Consider the following 20,992-nt stretch of genomic DNA (forward strand, 5'->3'; position numbering starts at 1 on the left):
CTGAGGAGCCATGGACGCCATCGCATTCGGCAGCACAGGCAGCGGTACGGGCACGGGCGCGGGCAGCGGTTCGGGCGCAGGCGCCGGCGGCGCCTCGGGGGACGGCCTCGCTTCGAACCGCCTCGTCCGCGGCGAGTATCCGGACCTCGACCCCGCCGCGCCCTACCTCAACACCGCCACCGTCGGGCTGCTCCCGGCCCGCACCGCGGCGGCGCTGCGCGGGGCCGTCGACGCGTGGGCGGCGGGCCGCCCCGACACCGACGCCTTCGAGGCGGCCGTCGTGTCGGCGCGCGCCGCGTACGCCCGGATCGTCGGGGTGGCGGTGGAGCGGGTGGCGCTGGCCAGCACGGTCGCCGAGAGCGTCGGGCTGATCGCGACGCGGCTGCCGTCCGGCGCCGAAGTGGTCGTCGCCGACCGGGACTTCAGCTCCCTCGTGCAGCCCTTCGCCGCCCGCGAGGACCTGGACCTGCGGATCGTGCCGCTGGACGCGCTCGCCGACGCGGTGCGGCCGAGCACCGCGCTGGTCGCCGTCAGCGCCGTGCAGTCCGCCGACGGCCGGGTCGCCGACCTGCCCGCGATCCGCGCCGCCGCCGCGGCCCACGGCGCCCGTACGCTCCTGGACGGCACCCAGTCCGTCGGCTGGCTCCCGCTGTGCGCCGACGACTACGACTACGTGGTCTGCCACGCCTACAAGTGGCTGCTCAGCCCGCACGGCGCCTGCTTCCTGACCGTACGCGCGGGCGCCGAGCCGACCCTCTCCCCCGGCTTCGCGGGCTGGTACGCCGCCGACGACCCCTGGGAGTGGTGCTACGGCCCCGTCGCCAGGCTGGCCCCCGGCGCCCGCCGCTTCGACGCCCGCCCCGCCTACCTCCCCTTCGTCGGCGCCGCCGCCTCCCTCTCCCTGATCGAGGAGATCGGCGTCCCCGCGATCCACGCCCACGACACGGCGCTGGCCGCCCGCTTCCGCGACGGCCTCACCGCCCTCGGCCACACCCCAGTCCCCGGCCCCTCCGCCACCGTCACCGTCGCCCTCCCCCCGACCGCCCCCGCCCGCCTCACCGCCGCCGACGTCCGCTTCTCCGCCCCCACCACCTCGCTGCGCTTCGCCTTCCACCTCCACAACACCCCTTCCGACGTGGACCGCGCCCTCGAAGCCCTCGCCTGACGCCTCTCCCGGGCGGCGCGCCCCGCCCGGGGGAAATCGGTTGGGGGTGGTGGGGTGGGCGTGTTGGGATGGGGGGATGGATCGCGCTTATGTACTCGGGTTGTTCGATGCTCAGATGCGGCGGGACGCTCCGCCGGAGGGGGCGGGGACGCGGGTGGAGCGGGGCGGCGGGGTGGTGCGGCAGGCGGGGGCCGCGGTGCACGACTGGAGCGGGGTGCTCTGGTCGGAGCTGGACGAGGACAGCGCGGGTCCCGCGGTCCGGGCGCAGCTCGCGTGGTTGAAGTCGCCCGAAGGGGCGGGCCGGGAGTTCGAGTGGAAGCTGTACGCGCACGACCGGCCGGCCGATCTGGGCGAGCGGCTGCGCGCGGCGGGGTTCGTGCCGCAGGAGCCGGAGACGCTGATGGTCGCGGAGGTCGCGGCGCTGCCCGCCGAGCCGGTCCTGCCGGACGGCGTACGGCTGGTGGAGGTGACCGACGCCGCCGGGGTGGACCTGCTGGCCGCCGTGCACGAGGAGGCGTTCGGTACGGGCGCGGAGCGGCTCCGGGGGAGGCTGCTGGACGCGCTCGCGCAGGCGCCGGACGAGATCGCGCTGGTGCTGGCGACAGCGGGCGACCGGCCGGTCTGCGGGGCCCGTATGGAGATGCCGCCCGGCAAGGACTTCGCGAGCCTGTGGGGCGGCGGGACCGTCGCCGAGTGGCGCGGGCGCGGCATCTACCGCGCGCTGATCGCCCACCGGGCCCGTATCGCCGCCGCCCGCGGCTACCGCTACCTCCAGGTCGACGCGATGGACGCCAGCCGCCCGATCCTGCAACGCCTCGGCTTCAGCGCCCTGAGCGTCACCACCCCGTACCTCTACCAGGCATGAGAGCGGAGGCGCGCCCCGCATGGGACTGCTGCTGAGCGTCAACATCGGCCGCCCGCGCCCCAACCCGTGGAAGCGGCTCCCGGCGACCGGCATCGACAAACGGCCGGTCACCGGCCCGGTACGGGTCAGCGCGCCGGGTCCGAAGGGGGACGGCGCGGTCGGTCTGGCCGGTGACCGCGCGCACGACGTCAAGCACCACGGCGGCGCCGACCAGGCCGTGTACGCCTACGCCCGCGAAGACCTCGACCACTGGGGCCGCGAGCTGGGCCGTACCTTCGCCAACGGCTTCTTCGGCGAGAATCTGACCACCACCGGCATCGACGTCAACGCCTCGCTGATCGGCGAGCGCTGGCGGATCGGCGTACGAGGGCCCCTCCTGGAGGTGTCCTGCCCGCGCATCCCGTGCGCGACCTTCGCGGGCTGGCTCGGCGAGAGCGGGTGGCTGCGGCGCTTCACCGACGCGGCGCTGCCGGGCCCGTATCTGCGGGTGATCGAGCCGGGCGAGATCAGCGCCGGGGACCCGGTCGAGGTCGTGCGCCGGCCGGACCACGAGGTCACCGTCGCGCTGTCCTTCCGGGCCTTCACCACCGAGCCCGAACTGCTGCCGCTGCTGACCGGCCTCGACGCCCTCCCCCGCGAGGACCGCGACGCGATCCGGCGCCGGCTCGACCGCGAAGCGAAATAGGCTGCGTCCCATGTCCCGAGTGCTCTCCGTGAACGTCGCCCGCCCCCTCGTCGTGCCCTACACCGACAGCGAAGGCGGCCTCACCGGCATCGCGAAGCGCCCGGTGGCCGGACCCGTCGCCGTCGCCGCGCCCGGACCGCGCGGCGTCGCGGGCGGCGGCCTCACCGGGGACGCCGTCTGCGACCTGCGCTTCCACGGCGGCGACGAACAGGCCGTGTACGCGTACGCCCGCGAGGATCTCGACCGCTGGGAGCGGCGGTTGGGGCGTGAACTCCCCGACGGCCGCTTCGGCGAGAATCTGACCACCACCGGCATCGACGTCAACGCCGCCCTCATCGGCGAGCGCTGGCGGATCGGCGCGGCGGGGCTCGTCCTCGAAGTGACCTCGCCCCGCATCCCGTGCCGCACCTTCGCCGGGTGGCTGGACGAACGCGGATGGGTCAAGCGGTTCACCCAGGAGGGGCTGCCGGGGCCGTTCCTGCGCGTGATCGAGCCGGGCGAGGTCCGCGCCGGGGACCCGGTCGAGGTCGTGCACCGCCCGGACCACGAGGTCACCGTCGCCTTCCTCTTCCGGGCGATGACCCTGGAGTCCGAGCTGCTGCCGCGGGTCATGGCCGCGGCCGACACCATGAACCGTACGTATCTGGAGGCGGTCAACAACCGCCTGAGTCCGGCGCGTTGACGAAGGTCCCGGCGGCGGCCCGCACGCTGCCGACGTCGAGGTGCTGCCCGCCGACCTCACCGGCGCGGCCGTCGCCGCGATGCGGTCGCGCGGTCGCGGTTACGTGATCAACGTCTCGTCCGTCGCGGCCTACCTGCCTCGCGGCACGTACGGGGCCAGCAAGGCGTGGATCGTCCACTTCACCGAGGGCGTGGCCGCCGAGACGGCCGGGTCCGGGGTGCGGCTCCTCGCCCTGTGCCCCGGCTTCGTCCGCACCGAATTCCACGCCCGTGCCGGGATGGACGCCTCCCGGCTGCCGTCCTTCGCCTGGCTCGACGCCGATGCCGTCGTCTCGGCGGCCCTCCGTGACCTCGCCGGTAGGCCATCCGGCCACGGTTCGCCCTCCAAGGGCGCCGCACTGGCGCAGGGCCTGCTTTTCAGGGGCGCGGGGAACTGCGCCGCCAGCCCCCACCGGGCTGCCAGCCCGAAAACACACAGCATCTGCCCCTCTGGGGGCGGTTCTTGAGCCGCGCCACCGCGCGGGCTGAGCGCGCAGTTCCCCGCGCCCCTCACTACACGGCGTCCCACGGCAAAAGAGCCGGACCGCGGGGGCGGGGAAAGGGGGCGGCCCCGGCACCCTCGGGAGGGTGCCGGGGCCGGCCCGGTGGAAGCGACGGATGTCGGTCAGTGGGAGTGACCGTGACCGCCATGCCCCGCGTCAGCGGGCTCCTCTTCCTTCTTCTCGACGACCAGCGTCTCCGTCGTCAGCAGCAGCGACGCGATCGAGGCAGCGTTCTCCAGAGCGGAGCGGGTGACCTTGACGGGGTCGATGACGCCGGCCTTGACGAGGTCGCCGTACTCACCGGAGGCGGCGTTGAAGCCGTGGTTCTTCTCCAGCTCAGCCACCTTGGCGGTGATGACGTAGCCCTCGAGGCCGGCGTTCTCGGCGATCCAGCGCAGCGGCTCGACGGCGGCGCGGCGGACGACGGCGACACCGGTCGCCTCGTCACCGGTCTTGTCGAGGTTGCCGTCAAGGACCTTGACGGCGTGGACGAGCGCGGAGCCGCCGCCGGAGACGATGCCTTCCTCGACCGCGGCGCGGGTCGCGGAGATGGCGTCCTCCAGACGGTGCTTCTTCTCCTTGAGCTCGACCTCGGTGGCCGCGCCGACCTTGATGACGCAGACGCCGCCGGCGAGCTTGGCCAGGCGCTCCTGGAGCTTCTCGCGGTCCCAGTCCGAGTCGGTGGTGCCGATCTCGGCCTTGATCTGGTTGACGCGGCCCTCGATCTCGGCCTTGTCACCGGCGCCGTCGACGATCGTGGTGTCGTCCTTGGTGACGGTGATGCGGCGGGCGGTGCCAAGCAGGTCGAGACCGGCCTGGTCGAGCTTGAGGCCGACCTCCTCGGCGATGACCGTGGCGCCGGTCAGCGTCGCGATGTCGCCGAGCATGGCCTTGCGGCGGTCACCGAAGCCGGGCGCCTTGACGGCGACGGCGTTGAACGTGCCGCGGATCTTGTTGACCACCAGGGTCGACAGGGCCTCGCCCTCGACGTCCTCGGCGATGATCAGCAGCGGCTTGGACGCGCCGGACTGGATGACCTTCTCCAGCAGCGGCAGCAGGTCCTGGATCGAGGAGATCTTGCCCTGGTGGATGAGGACGTAGGGGTCGTCGAGGACCGCTTCCATCCGCTCCTGGTCGGTGACGAAGTACGGCGACAGGTAGCCCTTGTCGAACGCCATGCCCTCGGTGAAGTCCAGCTCCAGGCCGAAGGTGTTGGACTCCTCGACGGTGATGACACCGTCCTTGCCGACCTTGTCCATCGCCTCGGCGATCAGGTCGCCGACCTGCTTGTCCTGGGCGGACAGCGCGGCGACGGCGGCGATGTCCTCCTTGCCCTCGATCGCGCGGGCGGTGGCGAGCAGCTCCTCGGACACGGCCTTGACGGCGGCGTCGATGCCCTTCTTCAGGGCGGCCGGGGAGGCGCCGGCGGCCACGTTGCGCAGGCCCTCGCGGACCAGGGCCTGGGCCAGCACGGTGGCGGTGGTGGTGCCGTCACCCGCGATGTCGTTGGTCTTGGTCGCCACCTCCTTCACGAGCTGGGCGCCCAGGTTCTCGTACGGGTCCTCCAGCTCCACCTCACGGGCGATGGTCACGCCGTCGTTGGTGATGGTGGGGGCGCCGAACTTCTTGTCGATGACGACATTGCGGCCCTTGGGACCGATCGTCACCTTCACGGTGTCGGCGAGCTTGTTGACGCCACGCTCAAGGGCGCGACGCGCGTCCTCGTCGAACTTCAGGGTCTTGGCCATGCCTGTGAACTACCTCGTCTACTCGTCAGATCACGTCGTCAAGGACGGCAAGGGCAGGCAACGAAACCACCCCGGGCGCCCGGTCCGTAGGACGCGGAAACCCGGGGCGGGATCACTGCTGCGGTAAAGCGGTGCAAGCGGTGTGCTTACTTCTCGACGATCGCGAGGACGTCGCGAGCCGAGAGGACGAGGTACTCCTCGCCGTTGTACTTCACCTCGGTGCCGCCGTACTTGCTGTAGAGCACGACATCGCCCACGGCGACGTCGAGCGGCAGGCGGTTGCCGTCCTCGAAGCGGCCCGGACCGACGGCCAGGACGACGCCCTCCTGGGGCTTCTCCTTGGCGGTGTCCGGGATGACCAGGCCGGAGGCCGTGGTCTGCTCGGCATCCAGCGGCTGGACCACGATGCGGTCCTCAAGCGGCTTGATGGCAACCTTGGTGCTGGCGGTCGTCACGATCCGACCTCCCCCTTCAAAGGGCTCACGGAAGAGTGTCTGTCTGGGTCGGCGACCTGGTAGGCCCGTCGTCGCGGGTGCCGGACCTGCCCGTCGCTGAGTGCTGGCACTCAGCGGTGCCGAGTGCCAGAACCGAGACTAGGACGCACTTAGCACTCGGTCAAGCGGAGTGCCAGGCGGCACCTTCCAAACGGGTACCCCTTGCGGGGTACCCGGCCCCGCAGGAGCGCTGGGGGCACCTCCCAGCGCCCCTACGGGGAGAATGGCGAGGTGACCGAGGAATTCGACAGACTGCTGGGCCCGGCAGGGCAAGAACTGCTGGCCGAGTTGCGGGAGCACGACCCCGCCGACGAGCTGGCGGCAGCCACCCGGCTGCGGCGCACGTACGACGCCGGGCTGGTGTCGGCGGCGCTGGGGCAGGCGCGGCTGCGGCAGCGGGCCGTGGCGAAGTTCGGGGAGGCGGACGCGTACCGGATGTACTTCACGCCGAACGGCGTGGAGCAGTCCACTCGCAAGAGTGTCGCGACGCACCGCGCGGAGCGGTTCAGGGCGCTGGGCGTGCGGCGGCTGGCGGACCTGTGCGGGGGCATCGGCGGGGACGCCGTCGCGCTGGCGCGGGCCGGGATCGAGGTGCTGGCCGTGGACCGGGACCCGCTGGCGTGCGCGGCGGCGCGGGCGAACGCGGCGGCGCTGGGCCTGGCCGGCCTGATCGAGGTGCGCTGCGCGGACGTGACGGAGGTGGACACCGCCGGGTACGACGCGGTGTTCGTGGACCCGGCGCGCCGGACCGGGCGGGGCCGTACGTTCGACCCGGAGGCGTATGAGCCGCCACTGTCCTGGGCGTTGGCGGCGGCCCGTGCGGTGCCGTTCGCCGCGGTGAAGGTCGCGCCCGGCATTCCGCACGAGGCGGTGCCGCCGGAGGCCGAGGCCGAGTGGGTCTCGGACCGCGGTGACGTGAAGGAGGCGGCGCTGTGGTTCGGCACGGAACCCGGCGCCGTACGCGCGACGCTGCTGCCCGGCGGGGCCAGCCTGCGCACGGCGGCGCCGCTGCCCGACCCGGAGGTCCGCCCGGTCGGCCGGTATCTGTACGAGCCCGACGGCGCGGTGATCCGCGCGCATCTGGTGGCGGAGGCGGCGGCCCCGCTGGACGGCGGCCTGATCGACGAGACCATCGCGTACGTGACGGCGGACGAGCTGCGGCCGACGCCGTACGCGACGGCGTACGAGATCGGCGATGTGCTGCCGTTCGGCCTGAAGCGGCTCAAGGCGCTGCTGCGGGAGCGCGAGGTCGGCGTGCTGACGGTGAAGAAGCGCGGGTCGGCGGTGGAGCCCGAGGAGGTGCGGCGCCGGGTCAGGCCGCGGGGGCCGCACGCGGCGACGGTCTTCCTGACCCGGGTGGCGGGAGCGCCCTCGATGCTGATCGGAAGGCCGGTCCCGACGGACCCTCACACGTAGCCGCGAGCCTCACACGTAATCTTCCAACCGCGCCACAGTGAAGCCCTGTTGGGCGATCTGCCGGAGCATGTTCACCGTCATTTTCGTCATCGACTCGCCCTTGAGCTCGCTGGGCCCGCGGAAGTGCGCCAGGATGATGTCGCCAGGGTGGAATTTGTGGTCGGGCCGCTGGAATTGCACCTTCTTGATCTGCATCGACTCGCGCCACAGGATGATCGCGCGCAGGCCCCCGCAGGACCGCACGGCCTCCTTGGTGTCGGCGTTGTGGTTGCCGTAGGGCGGGCGGAAGAGGCCGGGCGCGGCGCCGTACTCGTGGGTGAGTTTCGTCTGCTGGCCGCAGATCTCGTGCTTCTGCGCGGCGAGCGACTCGGTGTTCAGGTTGGGGTGGGTCAGGGTGTGGTTCTCGATCGAGTTGCCCAGCGCCTGGAGCGGTTTGAAGAAGCCGTAGTCGTTCTGGATGATCGCGTTCGTCAGGAACATGGTGAAAGGAATCTTCAGGTCCTGCATCATGCGCACGAACTTCGGGTCCTTCTCCGCGCCGTCGTCGAAGGTGACGAAGACGATCTTCCGCGTCGTCGGTACGTCGCTGACCACCGGCAGCAGCCCTTTGCCGGTCTTGACCGGCTTCACCGCGGGCGGCGGGGGCGGGTCCGCGAGCAGGGGTATGCCCCACTTGCGGAAGGCGGCGGCGCGCTCGGCCCGCGCCGAGCCGGCCGACGTGGTGGGCTTCCCGGTGCCACCCGGGCTCGTGGCCGTACCCGTCGGCGCGGACGGGCCGGGCGTCGAGGCGGACTTCGAGGTGCTGCCCGAGCAGCCCGCGACGAGCAGCAGGCAGGCCGCCGCCAGCAGCGGGAGAGCGGCCCTGCTGCCGGTACGGCCCGGACGACCGCCGAGGCGGCGGCGGGTGCGGGTGGGGACGGGGGTCAGGGGATCGTGGTGCACACCCTGGCTGATGCGACTTTCAGGCGCCGGGTTCCACCGACACCGAGGTGAAGCGCCAGCGGTGCACCTGGCGGCGCACCAACGCCCCGTCCGGGTCGGGCAGTTCCGGCAGTACGGCGTCGTAGGGCGCGTCCCACCAGGTGAGGATGAGCACCCGGTCGTCGGGCGCGGTGAGGAATTCGCGGCGGGCCGGCGTGCCGGGGAGCGTACGGGCCTGTTTCCTGGCCCAGTCGAGGAGGTCGGGGCCGCGGCCCTCGGCGGCGGCGGCCTCCCACATCAGCGTGACGGTCATCCGTACAGGTTGTCCTTGCTCAGCTCGTGCACATGATCGTGGTCATGGGTGCCGCCATGGGTGCCGCCATGGGTGTGCGGGTGGGCGTGGCCGGGCCCCTGGTCGTGCGGGTCGGGGTGGGTGTGGCCCGGCACCGACACCTCGGTCACCGGCAGCGAGGAGTCCGCGGGCAGGTCGAAGGTGGACGAGGCACGGCCGCGCGCGACCATCTCGGCGCCGAGGGCCGCGACCATCGCGCCGTTGTCGGTGCACAGTCCCGGGCGCGGCACCCGCAGCCGGATGCCCGCGTCCTCGCACCGCTCCAACGCCAGCGACCGCAGGCGGGAGTTGGCGGCGACACCGCCGCCGATCATCAGGTGGTCCACGCCGTTGTCCCGGCAGGCGCGGACCGCCTTGCGGGTCAGCACGTCCACCACCGCCTCCTGGAAGGACGCGGCCACATCGGCGATCGGCACGTCCTGGCCGTCCCTGCGCCGGGCCTCGACCCAGCGCGCCACGGCGGTCTTCAGACCGGAGAAGGAGAAGTCGTAGACCGGGTCGCGCCCGCCGGTCAGGCCGCGCGGGAACGCGATGGCCTTCGGGTCGCCCTCGCGGGCGTGCCGGTCGATCGCCGGGCCGCCGGGGAAGCCGAGGCCGAGCACCCGCGCCACCTTGTCGAACGCCTCGCCCGCAGCGTCGTCGATGGTCGCGCCCAACGGCCGTACGTCGCTGGTGATGTCGGGCGCGAGCAGCAGCGACGAGTGCCCGCCGGACACCAGCAGCGCCATCGTCGGCTCGGGCAGCGCGCCGTGTTCGAGCTGGTCGACGCAGATGTGCGAGGCCAGGTGGTTGACGCCGTACAGCGGCTTGCCGAGCGCGTACGCGTACGCCTTCGCCGCCGACACCCCGACCAGCAGCGCGCCCGCGAGCCCGGGGCCCGCCGTGACCGCGATGCCGTCCAGGTCGCTCGCGGCGACCCCGGCGTCCTTCAGCGCGCGCTGGATGGTGGGGACCATCGCCTCCAGGTGCGCGCGGCTGGCCACTTCGGGGACCACACCGCCGTACCGGGCGTGCTCGTCGACGCTGGAGGCGATCGCGTCGGCCAGCAGCGTGTGGCCGCGCACGATGCCGACGCCGGTCTCGTCGCACGAGGTCTCGATGCCGAGGACAAGGGGTTCGTCAGCCATGGATCTCAGTTTCCTGTACGGGTGGGAGGCGGGGCGGCCGGACCGGTTCCGTCGGCCTGCGCGAGGGCGGCGGGGGCGACGGGGGCGGCGGCCGGGTCGGCGAGTCGCATGACGAGGGCGTCCACGTTGCCCGGCTGGTAGTAGCCCTTGCGGAAGCCGATCGGCTCGAAGCCGAAGCGCTGGTAGAGCCGCTGGGCGCGGGTGTTGTCGACCCGTACCTCCAGCAGCACCTCGTGGCACTCGGCGTCGGTGGCGGCGCGCAGCAGCGTGGTGAGCAGCCGGGCGCCGAGCCCGGTGCCCCAGTGGTCGCGGGCGGCGGCGATGGTCTGCACATCACCCGTTCCGGCGATGGCGGCGAGCCCCGCGTAGCCGACGAGCCGTCCCCCGGCGTCCTGCGCGACCACGTAGAAGCGGGTCGCGGCCGGGTGCCGGGCCTCGGCCAGCTCCGACCAGAACATCGCGCGCGACCAGGCGTCCTCGGGGAACAGGTCGTGTTCCAGGGCCAGTACGGCGTCCAGGTCCCACCAGCGCATCTCGCGCAGCGTCACGGCGGCGGCGCTCCCGTGAGCGGCCCCGGTCACTTCGGCAGTACCGCCTTGTACCCGGCGGGCACCCGCGCGTCCGGCCGCCGCAGGTACAGCGGCAGCGGCGGCTCGAAGGGCTCGTCCGCCGCCAGCCGGTACGCGGCCAGTGCCGCCAGCGCGCCCGCCGACTGGTCCTCGGGGCCCTGTCTGCGGTCGGTGAAGACCTCCGGGTACAGGGCGGCCCCCGCGCCGACCGAGGGCAGGCCCCGTACCGCGTCGGCGATGTCGGCCGGGCGGTCCACCGCGGGCTCGGTGGCGCGGCGGCGCGGACCGTCGTAGCGCGCCCAGTACACCTCTTTGCGGCGGGCGTCGGTGGCCACGGTGAACGGCCCGTCGAGCCCGGCCTCGCCCGCGGCCCAGGCCAGCCCGTCCAGGGTGCACACGCCGTGCACGGGCACGCCCAGCACGTCGCCGAAGGACGCGGCCGTCACCAGGCCGACGCGCAGCCCGGTGTACGGGCCGGGGCCGACGCCGACCACGACGCCGGTGACGTGGGCGAGCGTACGGTCGGCGGCGACCAGGACCCGGTCGATCGCGGGCATCAGCAACTCGCCGTGCCGGCGCGCGTCCACGACGGTCGACTCGGCGAGGACCCGCTCCCCGTCGTGCAGAGCGGCGGTGACGGCGGGCGTGGCGGTATCGAAGGCAAGCAGCAGCACGTCCCCAAGGGTACGGCGCGCGCCCGTACGGTCGTGGCCGCGGGCGGCGCGGCTGCTACCGTCAACCGGGAGCATGTGCGAACCCCATCCGGAGGACAACCGTGGCGCGGATCAAGTCGAGCACCCTGGTCTCGGGGCTCACCGCGGCTGCCATCGTCGTCGTCGCCGTGCTCGCCGCGCAGGCGGCGGGCTCCGCGCCCGACCAGCCGCCGCAGGCCAGGCCCTCCACCTCGGCCGTGAAGTCGCCCAGCACGAAGCCGACGCCGAAGACGTATCCGCTGCCGGTCGCCTCGGGCACCGGCAGGCGCGTGGTCTACAGCGTCTCCGCCAAGCGGATCTGGCTGGTCGGTGACGCGGAGAAGGTCGATCGCACCTACGCGGTGGTCGCGGGCAACGTGGCGCCGAGCGTGGGGATACACCGCGTCTTCTCGCGGCGCGCCTCCGGCATAGGAGGCGACGGCGCCCAGGTCGAGCACGTGGTGCTCTTCGCGACGACCGACGGGATAAACGTCGGCTTCAGCGCGGCCACGGACGGGTCGCTGGCGAAGCCTGATCCCTCGAAGCAGACGGCGGCGATCCGCGAGACGCGGCTCGACGGCACGGCGCTGTGGCAGATCGCGACGATCGGCAGCACCGTTTTCGTCGTGAAGTAGCCGCGCCTCTTACGCGCCGGGCGCGCCGGTTTCCGCCTCCCGCGCGCCTGCTGACACGTCCGTCGTCGTGTTGACCGGCGGGTCCGTCGGCGCGGGCTCCTCGCCGTCGTCCGGCGGGGTCGACAGTGTGCGGGCCGCGGCTCCGGCGGCCAGCAGGGCGCCGACGTCGGGCGGCGGGGTGTCCCGCCGCGGGTCCCGCGGGTCCCGGGTCTGAGTCTGAGTCTGGGCCGGCATGTGCGCCTCCCCGAAGAGACGTAGTTAGGGCGCCCTAACCAGGTACCCGCACCCAGCAGACCACGCCCGGCCGCCCTCGCGCAACATCTTGCCGACAGCCTGTCGGAACGGAGGACGGGGCGGGGGCCGAACGGGGGCCGAACGGGTGATCGGAGCGAGGGTCAGGCGCGCAGCGCGGTGAGATCCTGGCCGGTCCAGCGCGGGCCGACGCCGGTGACGGTCACCTCGCGTACGTCGTCGCCGTCCCCGTCCGCCGGGCCGCCGACCGTACGGGCGATGACGACCTGGAGCCGCGCCTCAGACAGCTCCTCGACCTTGCCGTCGCCCCACTCCACGACGACCACGGACTCGGGGAGCGAGACGTCGAGGTCCAGGTCCTCCATCTCGTCCAGCCCGCCGCCCAGGCGGTACGCGTCCACGTGCACCAGCGCGGGACCCGCGGTCAGCGAGGGGTGGACGCGGGCGATGACGAAGGTCGGGGAGGTGACGGCGCCGCGTACGCCCAGACCCTCGCCGAGGCCGCGGGCCAGCGTGGTCTTGCCCGCACCCAGCTCGCCGCTGAGCAGCACCAGGTCGCCGGGGGCGAGCAGCGTGGCCAGGCGGCGGCCCAGGTCGCGCATCAGGTCGGGGGTGGGGACGGTGATCCCCACGGAGCCCGGGTGGTGCGGTGTCGCGCCGCGCCGCACCGCCTCGTGCTCGGCGGCGTTCTGCGCGGCGGGGTCGTGCGACGGCGTGGCATCGTGCGGTGTGGCCATGAACGCGAATGTTACGCGTCGGCGGCCGTCGTACGGGTCGCAGATGAGGTCGCCGCAGAGTTCGCCGCCCGCGCCGCCGCCAGGTCGCGCAGCGCCTGCGGGACCGGCGCGCGCACCGAGTCCGCGGCCTGTGCGATCAGCAGCGCGAGCGCCGCGTTCACCAGTTCGGGGCGCTCCATGATGACCAGGTGCCCCGCGCCCTCCACGATCACCAGTTCGGCGTCCGGCAGCTTCTCGGCGATCTCCTTACTGTGCGCGCTCGGCGTCAACAGGTCCTTGTCCCCCGCCAGTACGAGACCGGGCAGCCCGTCGAGCACCGACAGCGCGTCGCCCTTGTCGTGGTCGGTGAACGCCGGATAGAACTCGGCGACCACGTCGATCGGCGTCGACTCGATCAGCCGCTCCGCGAACCGGCCGACCGCCGGGTCCACGTCGGAGCCGAACGAGTACCGCTTGATGATCCCCGCGAACAGGTCGGCGGTGGCCTGCCGCCCCCGCTCCACCAGATCCGCCTGGCTGCCCAGCACCCGCAGCACCGCGGGGGCCACCGCCCTGAACGCCCGCGCGCCCGCGGCGGGCAGCCCCAGCGTCACCGCGGCCAGCTTCCCCGCCGACGTCGAGACGAACGCGACGCCGACGACCCGCTCCTCGACGTACTCGGGGAACTGGTCGGCGAACGCCATCACCGTCATCCCGCCCATCGAGTGCCCGATCAGCACCACCGGGCCCTCGGGCGCCGCCGCGTCCAGCACCGCCTTCAGATCGCGGCCCAACTGGTCGATGGTGGCGGGCCCGCCCGCCGCCTGGTCCCGGCCGCGCTCGCTGCGGCCGTGACTGCGCTGGTCCCAGTACACCGCCCGTACGGTGCCGCGCAGCGCCGCCCGCTGGAAGTGCCAGGAGTCCTGGGTCAGGCAGTACCCGTGCGAGAACACCACCGTCACCGGCTGGGGCGCCTCGGCACGGCGGCGCAGCCAGCCGCGGCTGCGGCGCGAGGGCGGTGTCTGCGGCTCGGGCTCGGGCGGCGCGACGTCCTCGGTCTCGTAGTACAGCTCCGTGCCGTCCTCCGCCGCGACCGTGCCGGGCTGTCCGCGCAGCGTCCCGTACGGGCCCGCCGAGTCCAGCGCCAGCCGGGCGCGGCGCCGCATCCCGCGGCCGACGGTCACCCGCTCGATCGCCACGCCCGCGGCGGCGCCCGCCGCGACCACCCCGATCGCCGCGCCGACCAGCCCCGCCTTCTCCCACTTCACGCCTTCTGGCACGGTGCTCCATCGCTGTCGCCTGCGCCGGGACCGGCGCCTTCCCCCACGTATACCCGCGGGACCCGCGCCCTGATCACGCCGTCGGGCACGGCGCCGCGTCGCCGGGGTCGGGGTCGGGGTCGGGGTCGGGGCCGGGGCTCTCTCCCACGTACACCCGTGGGACCCGCGCTCCGACGCGCGTGACGATCTCGTACGCGATCGTGCCGCACGCCCGCGCCCAGTCCTCGGCCGTCGGCTCGCCCTGGTCGCCGGGGCCGAACAGCACCGCCTCGTCGCCGGGCTCGGCCGCGTCTGCGCCGAGGTCCACCACGAACTGGTCCATCGCGACCCGGCCCGCGACCGTCCGCCACTTGCCCGCGACCAGTACGGGGCCCGTGCCCGAGGCGTGCCGCGGCACGCCGTCCGCGTAGCCCAGCGGCACCAGCGCCAACGTCGTCTCGCCAGGCGTCACGTACTTGTGCCCGTAGCTCACCCCGTGCCCGCCCGGCACCCGCTTCACCGACGCCAGGCGGCCGGCGACGGTCATCACCGGCCGCAGCCCGAAGTCCGCGGGGCCGCCGATCTCGGGCACCGGCGAGATGCCGTACATCGCCACGCCCGGCCGCACCAGGTCGAAGTGCGCCTCCGGGAGGGTCAGGGTGCCCGGCGAATTCGCGAGGTGCCGCACCTCGGGGGTGAGGCCGGCCGCCTCGGCCTGCGCCAGGGCCTCTGTGAAGACGGTCAGCTCCCGCGCGATGGAGGGGTGGCCAGGTTCGTCGGCGCAGCTGAAGTGCGCCCATACTCCCGTCACACGGATGAGGCCGTCGCGCTCGGCGGCGCGGGCTCGTGCGACGAGTTCGGGCCACTGGGCGGGCTGGGCGCCGTTGCGGCCCAGGCCCGCGTCGAGCTTGAGCTGCACTCGGGCCGGGCGGCCGGCTGCCTGGGCCGCCGTCGTGGCTTCGCGGAGCGCCCACATCGCGCTCACCGTGACGTCGATGTCGGCTTCGACGCACTCCTGCCAGGGCCCTCCGGGGGTCCACAGCCAGCACAGGGTGCGGGCCTTCAGGCCCGCTGCCCGCAGGGTCAGGGCTTCCTCGGGGGTGGCTGCGCCGAGCCAGGTCGCTCCGGCCTCGACGGCGGCTTTGGCGCACGGGATCATTCCGTGGCCGTACGCGTCCGCCTTCACCACGGCCATGAAGGCGGCCGTGGGTGCCTTTGCGCGCAGCGTTCTCACGTTTGCTCGCAGCGCGGTGAGGTCCACTTGTGCCCAGGCGCGCATCCGCTTCTCGTCCATTGCGGTCAGTGTCTCAGGTCGGTTCCTGTGTCTTGTCTTTCCCGCCCGCCCACCCGTGCGGGTGTGTTCTCCGTCTGCGGGTGCCGCTTGTGCCTGGTCGGTCCCGGCCCGGGGTACCTCCTCGAAATCCGTATCACCTGGTCCTGGGTATCGGGTGCCGTTCTTGTCAACGTATTTCTGCGGGGGCACCCCGGCCCGTCCCCTCCGGGTACGTCGGCGGGTGCCTGCCCGGCGGGGGTGGGCGGGAAGGGGGGTGGGGGGGCCGGGCCCGTCGGCGGTCGCCTGTCCGGTGCGGCTGAGGGCGGGTGGGGGTGGGTGGGGCTCGGGTACGGCGGCGTCCGGCCGCCCGCTGTGGCTGATGGGGGGGGCTAGTTGGGGGTGGGGCGGAGGCCGTCGTGGAGGAGTGAGGCGATGCGGATGGCGTCGTCCTTCCAGCCTTCGGAGCGCAGGCCGCAGATGCCGCCGAGGGCGCGGAGGAGGACGCGGCCGCTGACGTCGTCGCGGATGAGGCCGGCGGCGGCGCCCGCGGCGAGGAGGTGGTCCAGGGCGCGGGCCATCTCGGCGCGGGTGTCGTCGAAGACGGGTGAGTCGGTCGCCATGATGCTCTCCAGGACTTCGCCCATGCCGCGGCCGACCGCCGCGTGCTCCACGAGCAGGAGCAGGAAGGTGCGCAGGGCTTCGTCGGGGGCGTACTGGGCGAGCAGCCGGGAGGGCGCCGCGCAGAGTTCGGCGACCTCTTGGCGGTACACGTCGGCGACAAGGGCTTCGCGGGTGTCGAAGTGGCGGTACAGCGTGCCGACGGCGACACCGGCACGGCGGGCGATCTCCTCGACGTGGGCGTCGTCGTCGGAGAGGAGCGCTTCACGCGCGGCGGCGAGGAGCGCTTCGCGGTTGCGGCGGGCGTCGGCGCGCAACGGGCGTGGTGACGGCAACAGTCCTCCATAAGGTGAATCGGACTCCGCTTGTGTACAGTTTCCGGAGTCAGGTTCACTTTACTGGGAGTACGTCCATGACGATCGAGAACGAGGGGCTTGACGGCCTGCGTGTGCTGGTGACCGGCGGCAGCCGAGGACTGGGGGAGGCGACGGCCCGCCGCTTCGCCGCCGCGGGCGCCACGGTGCTGACGGCCTCGCGGACCGCGCCGCCGGACGACCTGCCCGCCGCCTTCATCCCGGCCGACCTGCGGACAGAGGAGGGGGTGCGGGAACTGGGGCAACGGGTGCTGGACAGCGTCGGAGGCGTTGACGTCCTGGTGAACAACGCGGGAGCCGCGACCGGGCCGATGCCGACGCTGGAGCGGTCCGACGCCTCGTGGCTCGCCGACCTGGAGATGAATCTGCTCAGCGCGGTCCGGCTGGACCGGGCGCTGGTCCCGGGGATGGTCGAGCGCGGCTCGGGCGTCGTGGTGCACGTCTCCTCCATCGCCAGCCGCCTCCCCCAGCCCGCCGAGGCGTCGTACGCCGCGTCGAAGGCGGCGCTCAACGCCTACAGCCGCGAACTGGCGACGGCGGTGGGCGGCCACGGCGTACGCGTGGTGTGCGTGCTGCCGGGCTTCGTCGTCACCGAGGGAGCCGCCGGCCACCTCCAGCGGATGGCCGACAGCGAGGGCATCGGCGTCGACGACGTCAAGCAGCGGATCGTGGACAGCCTGAAGCTGCCGATGGGACGCCCCGGCGAGCCCGAGGACGTCGCCGAGATGATCGCGTTCCTCGCGTCCGGCCGTGCCAAATGGCTCACCGGCGCCCAGTTCAGGGTCGACGGCGGCATCATCCCCACCGTCTGAGCCCCCCCCCGCGATTCCGAGGAGAGACACCGTGACCTTCAGCCTGACGTCACTGATCGTGGACGCCGCGGACCCGGAGAGCGAAGGCTCGTTCTGGCACCGCCTGCTCGGCGGCTCGGTCACCCGGACGGCCACGCACCACTTCCTGCGCAGCGACGGTTTCCCCGTGCTCGTGATCCAGCGGGTTCCGGGGCATGTCATGCCCCAGTGGCCCGACGGAGCCTCCCAGCAGATGCACTTCGACCTCGCCACCGACGACATGGAGAGCGCCGACACGCGGGTGCTCGCGGCCGGCGGCCGACGCCTGCGGCCGGTCGGCGACGTCACCGACCGCGAGGGCGCCCGGGTCTACGCCAGTCCGGCCGGGCACCCCTTCTGCGTCCGGCCGTCCTGACCCCCACGACGGCTGCCTACGGGACGACCTCCCGGTCGGCGGCGGCGAGGAGCGTGCGGAGGGGAGCCGTGTCGGGGGTGTCGGCGATGGCCGCGTCGATGGCGTCGTCCATGCCGTTCTCCCAGACCGGGGGCAGGACGAGTCCGGGGCGGCCGGTCCAGGCGATGTCGGGGGCGGCCAGGCCGGACTCGATGAGACGGAGCTGGACCAGACCGGCCAGCCCGTCGAAGACCGCGGGCCGGATGAAGTGACGCGCCGACGCGCCGGTCAGGCGGCTCGCCTGGGGCGGTTTGGGGATACGGTCGGCGACCGCCATCCACAGCAGGCCGTCGTCGAAGGCGTCGAGCACCTCCTCCAGGGTCGGCAGATCGGTGCCCGTCACCGTCTCGGAGGATGCGCGACGGGACATACGGGCCGCGCCGTCCTCGTCCGGCGACTGGGCGCGCAGCGCCCTGGCGACCGCGAGCAGCAGCGGCCCGGACCAGCCCTCGGCATCCGCCGCGGCGCGGGCCATGACCAGGTCGTCCCAGGCCAGACGCGGACACTCGGCCGCCTCAGAGGGCAGCGTGCGCGCCTCCAGAGCGGCGAACACCTGGTCCTGGTCCCGCAGCAGGGACAGCGCGTTCGCCTCCTCGCCCGCCCCGTCCGTCCCGCCGTCGGCGGGCAGCCGCTCGATCCGGGCTATCCGCTCCTGGAGCGGCGGGTGGGAGTCGTACGGATGCGGCTTCGGCGGACGCCGACCGTCCGCGAGCACGGCGAGCTTCTCCCCCGGCCGGGCGGCGAGCAGCCGCCGGAAACCGCCGAGGACCTCCCCGACCGGAGGAAGCGCCCCCACCGGGCCGCCCATCCCGGCGTACGTGTCCATGTAGTGCTCGTAAGCGGCGTCGATGGTCGGTATGGCACGCAGTGCGGCGACCGTCGCGTCACGGCCCGCGTACCGGGCGGCCGACTCATCGGCGGCGAACTCCTGCTGGCGGGCGACCGACTGCGAGGTCCGCAGGAACATCCGGGCGTAGCCGATGTAGACGGCGCCGACCACGTAGTGCATCCGCGTGGTGCCCTCGCTGAACACCTCCACCGTGTGCAGTACGGCCGCCCGGCCGCGCAGGGTGAGGCCGCCGAGCCGGGTGTCGCGGTTGCCGTAGTGGCCGAACTCATGCGCCAGAACGGCCCGCAGCCGCGGCACGGTCAGCCCCGCGAGCAACGGCAGGCCCAGCAGCATGCGGCGCCGCCCCGGCAACAGACCCAGCAGACGGCTCTGTTCCGCCACCCCCGCGTTGGCCTCGGGCACCAGGTACAGCTCGTCCGGCGGCCGCTCCCCCGTCACCTCCGCCGCCGCCCGCACCTGCTCCCACAACTCGGGCTGCTCCTCCGCGGTGACCGCCACCCCACCCGGCGCCGCCCCCAGCCGCCCCGCCCGCAAAAACGCCAGCATCCCCCGCACGATCGCCACCGCCACCAAGGCCGTGACCATCAAAATCGTGCCCTCGAACCACGCCGCCCCCGCCGTGAACCACCGCGTCACCAGCAGCCAGTCCAGCGCCGCCATCGCCCCCAACAGCACAAACCCCAACAACAAGAACCCGACCAGCAACACCAACGCGCGCACAGCGCGCAGCCGGAACGTCATCGAAATCCCCCCACACACACAAGACCCATCCCAACAAGGCCCGCGGATCCTACCCCCACCCCGCCAAACACCCATTCACCCAATTCACCCAATTCACCCAAGGCCCGCCCCCCTCCACCACAACAACGGACCGTCGGACGCCGACGTACCCCCAAACCCACCCACTTCCCGCCCCCCATCCACTTCCCGCCCGCCCCCACCGGACCGTCGGACGCCGCCATACCCAAACCCACCCACGCCCCTCCCGCCCACCCCGGCTGGACGGCCGGACGCCGCCGTACCCGAGCCCCACCCACCCCCACCCCCCTCAGCCACAGCGGACAGGCGACCGCCGACGTACCCGAGCCCACCCACCCCCCTTCCCGGCCACCCCCACCGGACAGGCGGACGCCGACGGGCCCGGAGGGGACGGGCCGGGGTGCCCCCGCAGAAATACGTTGACAGGAACGGCACCGGATACCCGAGACCAGGTGGACGCATTTCGAGGAGGTACCCCGGCCCGGGACCGACCAGGCACAAGCGGCACCCGCAGACGAACAACACACCCGCACGGGTGGGCGGGCGGGAAAGACAAGCTAGAGGCTGCGCCACGCAGTGGGGATGGCGGAGGCTACGTCGAGGGCCGAGAGCGGCGCCCCGCCAGAGCCCAGCCGCGCAGCGAGCCCATGCACGTACGCCCCACAAGAGGCCGCGTCCAGCGGCGACAACCCGGCCGCCAGCAACGACCCTGCAAGCCCGGACAGCACGTCCCCACTCCCCGCCGTCGCCAGCCACGCGACCCCCGTCGGATTGACGCGAACCGCCGGCGAAGGCGAAGGCGAAAGCGAAGGCGACGCCGACGCCGACGCCGACGCCACCAACGTCGTCGCCCCCTTGAGCAGGACCGTGGCACCGAACCGCCCCGCCAAGCCCCGCACGGCGTCGAGGCGCCGCGCCTCGACCTCCTCCCGCGCCCAGCCGAGGAGCGCGGCGGCCTCCCCGGCGTGCGGAGTGAGGACGGTGGGGGCGCTCCGCTCCCGTACGGCGGAGGGCGAGAGAAACCGCAAGGCGTCGGCGTCGACGAGAACCGGCACCGAGGTGGCGAGAACGTCCGTGACGGCCTGCCGCGCCTCCGGGGAGTCGCCGAGACCGGGCCCGACCACCCACGCCTGCACGCGCCCGGCGCCATGCGGGGACCCGGTGGACACCAGCACCTCGGGGTGCCGGGCGAGCACGGCGTCGCCGCCGGGCCCGACGTAGCGCACCGCCCCGGCGCCGCCCCGCAGCGCGCCGGAGACGGCGAGGACGGCGGCCCCCGGGTACCGCCCGGACCCGGCGACGACACCGACGACACCGCGCCGGTACTTGTCGCTCGACTCCCCCGGCCGCGGCAGCGCGGCGGCGACGTCCGCGTGCTGGAGCGCCTCCAGTTCGGGTTCGCCGAGGTACGGCCCGAGGCCGATGTCGACGAGCCGGGGCGCCCCGGCGAAGGCGGCGGCCGGGTCGATGAGCAGCCCCGGCTTGTACGTACCGAAGGTGACGGTCGCGTCGGCGTGCACGGCGTCCCCGAGGACTTCCCCGGTGTCGGCGTCGACTCCGCTGGGCAGGTCGACGGCGACGACGAGGGCGCGGGAGGCCCCGGCGGCCTCGGCGAGCGGTACGGCGGCGGGCCGCAGCCCGCCCTTGCCGCCGATGCCCACGATCCCGTCGAGTACGAGGTCGGCCCGCCCGATCAGCGCCTCGGCGTCCTCCGCGGCGGCGGCGCGGCCCCCGGCGGCCAGCAGGGCGGCGAG

22 protein-coding genes and 1 pseudogene are annotated in these 20,992 nt (G+C 73.6%); 9 read left to right on the top strand and 14 right to left on the bottom strand.

Annotated elements, in window-relative coordinates; genetic code table 11:
• Nucleotides 1–10: 10 nt before the first annotated feature.
• The 5 genes and pseudogenes from BGM09_RS14575 to BGM09_RS37685 all read left to right on the top strand — a co-directional run.
• Nucleotides 11–1,165: an aminotransferase class V-fold PLP-dependent enzyme gene (locus BGM09_RS14575; protein WP_188281988.1), complete on the top strand. Its 1,155-nt coding sequence runs from the start codon at nucleotides 11–13 to the stop codon at nucleotides 1,163–1,165.
• Nucleotides 1,166–1,241: 76 nt separating this feature from the next.
• Nucleotides 1,242–2,030 carry a GNAT family N-acetyltransferase gene (locus tag BGM09_RS14580; RefSeq protein ID WP_188281989.1) on the top strand — a complete coding sequence of 263 codons (789 nt, stop codon included), beginning with the start codon at nucleotides 1,242–1,244 and terminating at the stop codon, nucleotides 2,028–2,030.
• 19 nt (nucleotides 2,031–2,049) lie between these two features.
• Complete coding sequence (locus tag BGM09_RS14585; protein WP_188281990.1) at nucleotides 2,050–2,715, top strand: MOSC domain-containing protein; 666 nt, start codon at nucleotides 2,050–2,052, stop codon at nucleotides 2,713–2,715.
• A gap of 10 nt (nucleotides 2,716–2,725) precedes the next feature.
• Nucleotides 2,726–3,397 carry an MOSC domain-containing protein gene (locus BGM09_RS14590; RefSeq protein WP_188281991.1) on the top strand — a complete coding sequence of 224 codons (672 nt, stop codon included), beginning with the start codon at nucleotides 2,726–2,728 and terminating at the stop codon, nucleotides 3,395–3,397.
• A 55-nt stretch (nucleotides 3,398–3,452) separates the two neighbouring features.
• Nucleotides 3,453–3,752, top strand: a pseudogene (locus tag BGM09_RS37685) (SDR family NAD(P)-dependent oxidoreductase); the annotation flags it as partial.
• Between the two features lie 308 nt (nucleotides 3,753–4,060).
• Here the strand turns inward: BGM09_RS37685 and groL are convergent.
• Both groL and groES read right to left on the bottom strand, forming a co-directional pair.
• Complete coding sequence (gene groL / locus BGM09_RS14600; RefSeq protein WP_188281992.1) at nucleotides 4,061–5,686, bottom strand: chaperonin GroEL; 1,626 nt, start codon at nucleotides 5,684–5,686, stop codon at nucleotides 4,061–4,063.
• 146 nt (nucleotides 5,687–5,832) lie between these two features.
• A complete protein-coding gene (groES, locus tag BGM09_RS14605) occupies nucleotides 5,833–6,141 on the bottom strand; it encodes a co-chaperone GroES (RefSeq protein WP_075017238.1) in 309 nt (102 codons plus the stop codon).
• A gap of 270 nt (nucleotides 6,142–6,411) precedes the next feature.
• On the opposite strand from groES, the gene BGM09_RS14610 reads away from it, so the two are divergent.
• Entirely contained in the window at nucleotides 6,412–7,596 is a 1,185-nt protein-coding gene (locus tag BGM09_RS14610) for a THUMP-like domain-containing protein (RefSeq protein ID WP_188281993.1), read from the top strand.
• A gap of 9 nt (nucleotides 7,597–7,605) precedes the next feature.
• Here the strand turns inward: BGM09_RS14610 and BGM09_RS14615 are convergent, their stop codons facing one another.
• Genes BGM09_RS14615 through tsaB form a run of 5 tightly spaced genes read right to left on the bottom strand, consistent with a single transcriptional unit; the run spans nucleotide 7,606 to nucleotide 11,239 of the window.
• Nucleotides 7,606–8,538, bottom strand: coding sequence for a polysaccharide deacetylase family protein (locus BGM09_RS14615; protein ID WP_317452700.1), 933 nt, complete (start codon nucleotides 8,536–8,538; stop codon nucleotides 7,606–7,608).
• 19 nt (nucleotides 8,539–8,557) lie between these two features.
• A complete protein-coding gene (locus tag BGM09_RS14620) occupies nucleotides 8,558–8,830 on the bottom strand; it encodes a hypothetical protein (protein ID WP_188281994.1) in 273 nt (90 codons plus the stop codon).
• The gene (tsaD, locus tag BGM09_RS14625; protein ID WP_188281995.1) at nucleotides 8,827–9,996 is read right to left on the bottom strand and encodes a tRNA (adenosine(37)-N6)-threonylcarbamoyltransferase complex transferase subunit TsaD; all 1,170 of its coding nucleotides are present in this window, start codon (nucleotides 9,994–9,996) and stop codon (nucleotides 8,827–8,829) included. Before tsaD ends, BGM09_RS14620 begins: the two co-directional genes overlap by 4 nt.
• 5 nt (nucleotides 9,997–10,001) lie before the next feature.
• A complete protein-coding gene (gene rimI / locus BGM09_RS14630; protein ID WP_188282008.1) occupies nucleotides 10,002–10,529 on the bottom strand; it encodes a ribosomal protein S18-alanine N-acetyltransferase in 528 nt (175 codons plus the stop codon).
• A gap of 44 nt (nucleotides 10,530–10,573) precedes the next feature.
• The gene (tsaB, locus tag BGM09_RS14635; protein ID WP_188281996.1) at nucleotides 10,574–11,239 is read right to left on the bottom strand and encodes a tRNA (adenosine(37)-N6)-threonylcarbamoyltransferase complex dimerization subunit type 1 TsaB; all 666 of its coding nucleotides are present in this window, start codon (nucleotides 11,237–11,239) and stop codon (nucleotides 10,574–10,576) included.
• A gap of 101 nt (nucleotides 11,240–11,340) precedes the next feature.
• Between tsaB and BGM09_RS14640 the strand changes: the two genes are divergently transcribed.
• Complete coding sequence (locus BGM09_RS14640; protein ID WP_317452701.1) at nucleotides 11,341–11,892, top strand: hypothetical protein; 552 nt, start codon at nucleotides 11,341–11,343, stop codon at nucleotides 11,890–11,892.
• Between the two features lie 9 nt (nucleotides 11,893–11,901).
• On the opposite strand, the gene BGM09_RS14645 is transcribed toward BGM09_RS14640, so the two are convergent.
• The 5 genes from BGM09_RS14645 to BGM09_RS14665 form a co-directional block, all read right to left on the bottom strand.
• Nucleotides 11,902–12,126, bottom strand: a complete 225-nt coding sequence (locus BGM09_RS14645) for a hypothetical protein (protein ID WP_188281997.1) — start codon at nucleotides 12,124–12,126, stop codon at nucleotides 11,902–11,904.
• A gap of 161 nt (nucleotides 12,127–12,287) precedes the next feature.
• Nucleotides 12,288–12,746 (bottom strand): tRNA (adenosine(37)-N6)-threonylcarbamoyltransferase complex ATPase subunit type 1 TsaE, encoded by a 459-nt coding sequence (tsaE, locus tag BGM09_RS14650; protein ID WP_223186939.1) that lies wholly within the window; start codon nucleotides 12,744–12,746, stop codon nucleotides 12,288–12,290.
• 146 nt (nucleotides 12,747–12,892) lie between these two features.
• On the bottom strand, nucleotides 12,893–14,140 hold the full coding sequence (locus BGM09_RS14655; protein ID WP_317452702.1) for an alpha/beta hydrolase: 1,248 nt from the start codon (nucleotides 14,138–14,140) through the stop codon (nucleotides 12,893–12,895).
• A gap of 73 nt (nucleotides 14,141–14,213) precedes the next feature.
• On the bottom strand, nucleotides 14,214–15,413 hold the full coding sequence (alr, locus tag BGM09_RS14660; protein ID WP_188281999.1) for an alanine racemase: 1,200 nt from the start codon (nucleotides 15,411–15,413) through the stop codon (nucleotides 14,214–14,216).
• 368 nt (nucleotides 15,414–15,781) lie between these two features.
• Nucleotides 15,782–16,345, bottom strand: a complete 564-nt coding sequence (locus BGM09_RS14665; protein WP_188282000.1) for a TetR/AcrR family transcriptional regulator — start codon at nucleotides 16,343–16,345, stop codon at nucleotides 15,782–15,784.
• A gap of 77 nt (nucleotides 16,346–16,422) precedes the next feature.
• Here BGM09_RS14665 and BGM09_RS14670 point away from each other — a divergent pair, with 77 nt between their 5' ends.
• Together BGM09_RS14670 and BGM09_RS14675 are read left to right on the top strand one after the other, a co-directional pair.
• Nucleotides 16,423–17,196 carry an SDR family oxidoreductase gene (locus tag BGM09_RS14670; RefSeq protein ID WP_188282001.1) on the top strand — a complete coding sequence of 258 codons (774 nt, stop codon included), beginning with the start codon at nucleotides 16,423–16,425 and terminating at the stop codon, nucleotides 17,194–17,196.
• A gap of 31 nt (nucleotides 17,197–17,227) precedes the next feature.
• Nucleotides 17,228–17,590, top strand: coding sequence for a VOC family protein (locus tag BGM09_RS14675; protein WP_188282002.1), 363 nt, complete (start codon nucleotides 17,228–17,230; stop codon nucleotides 17,588–17,590).
• 16 nt (nucleotides 17,591–17,606) lie between these two features.
• On the opposite strand, the gene BGM09_RS14680 is transcribed toward BGM09_RS14675, so the two are convergent.
• The gene (locus tag BGM09_RS14680) at nucleotides 17,607–19,220 is read right to left on the bottom strand and encodes a M48 family metallopeptidase (protein WP_188282003.1); all 1,614 of its coding nucleotides are present in this window, start codon (nucleotides 19,218–19,220) and stop codon (nucleotides 17,607–17,609) included.
• 575 nt (nucleotides 19,221–19,795) lie between these two features.
• The coding region (locus BGM09_RS14685) for an NAD(P)H-hydrate dehydratase (protein WP_188282004.1) at nucleotides 19,796–20,992 on the bottom strand (1,197 nt) is incomplete at its 5' end.

The organism is Streptomyces sp. CBMA29 (assembly GCF_014596445.1).
Taxonomy (GTDB): Bacteria; Actinomycetota; Actinomycetes; order Streptomycetales; family Streptomycetaceae; genus Actinacidiphila.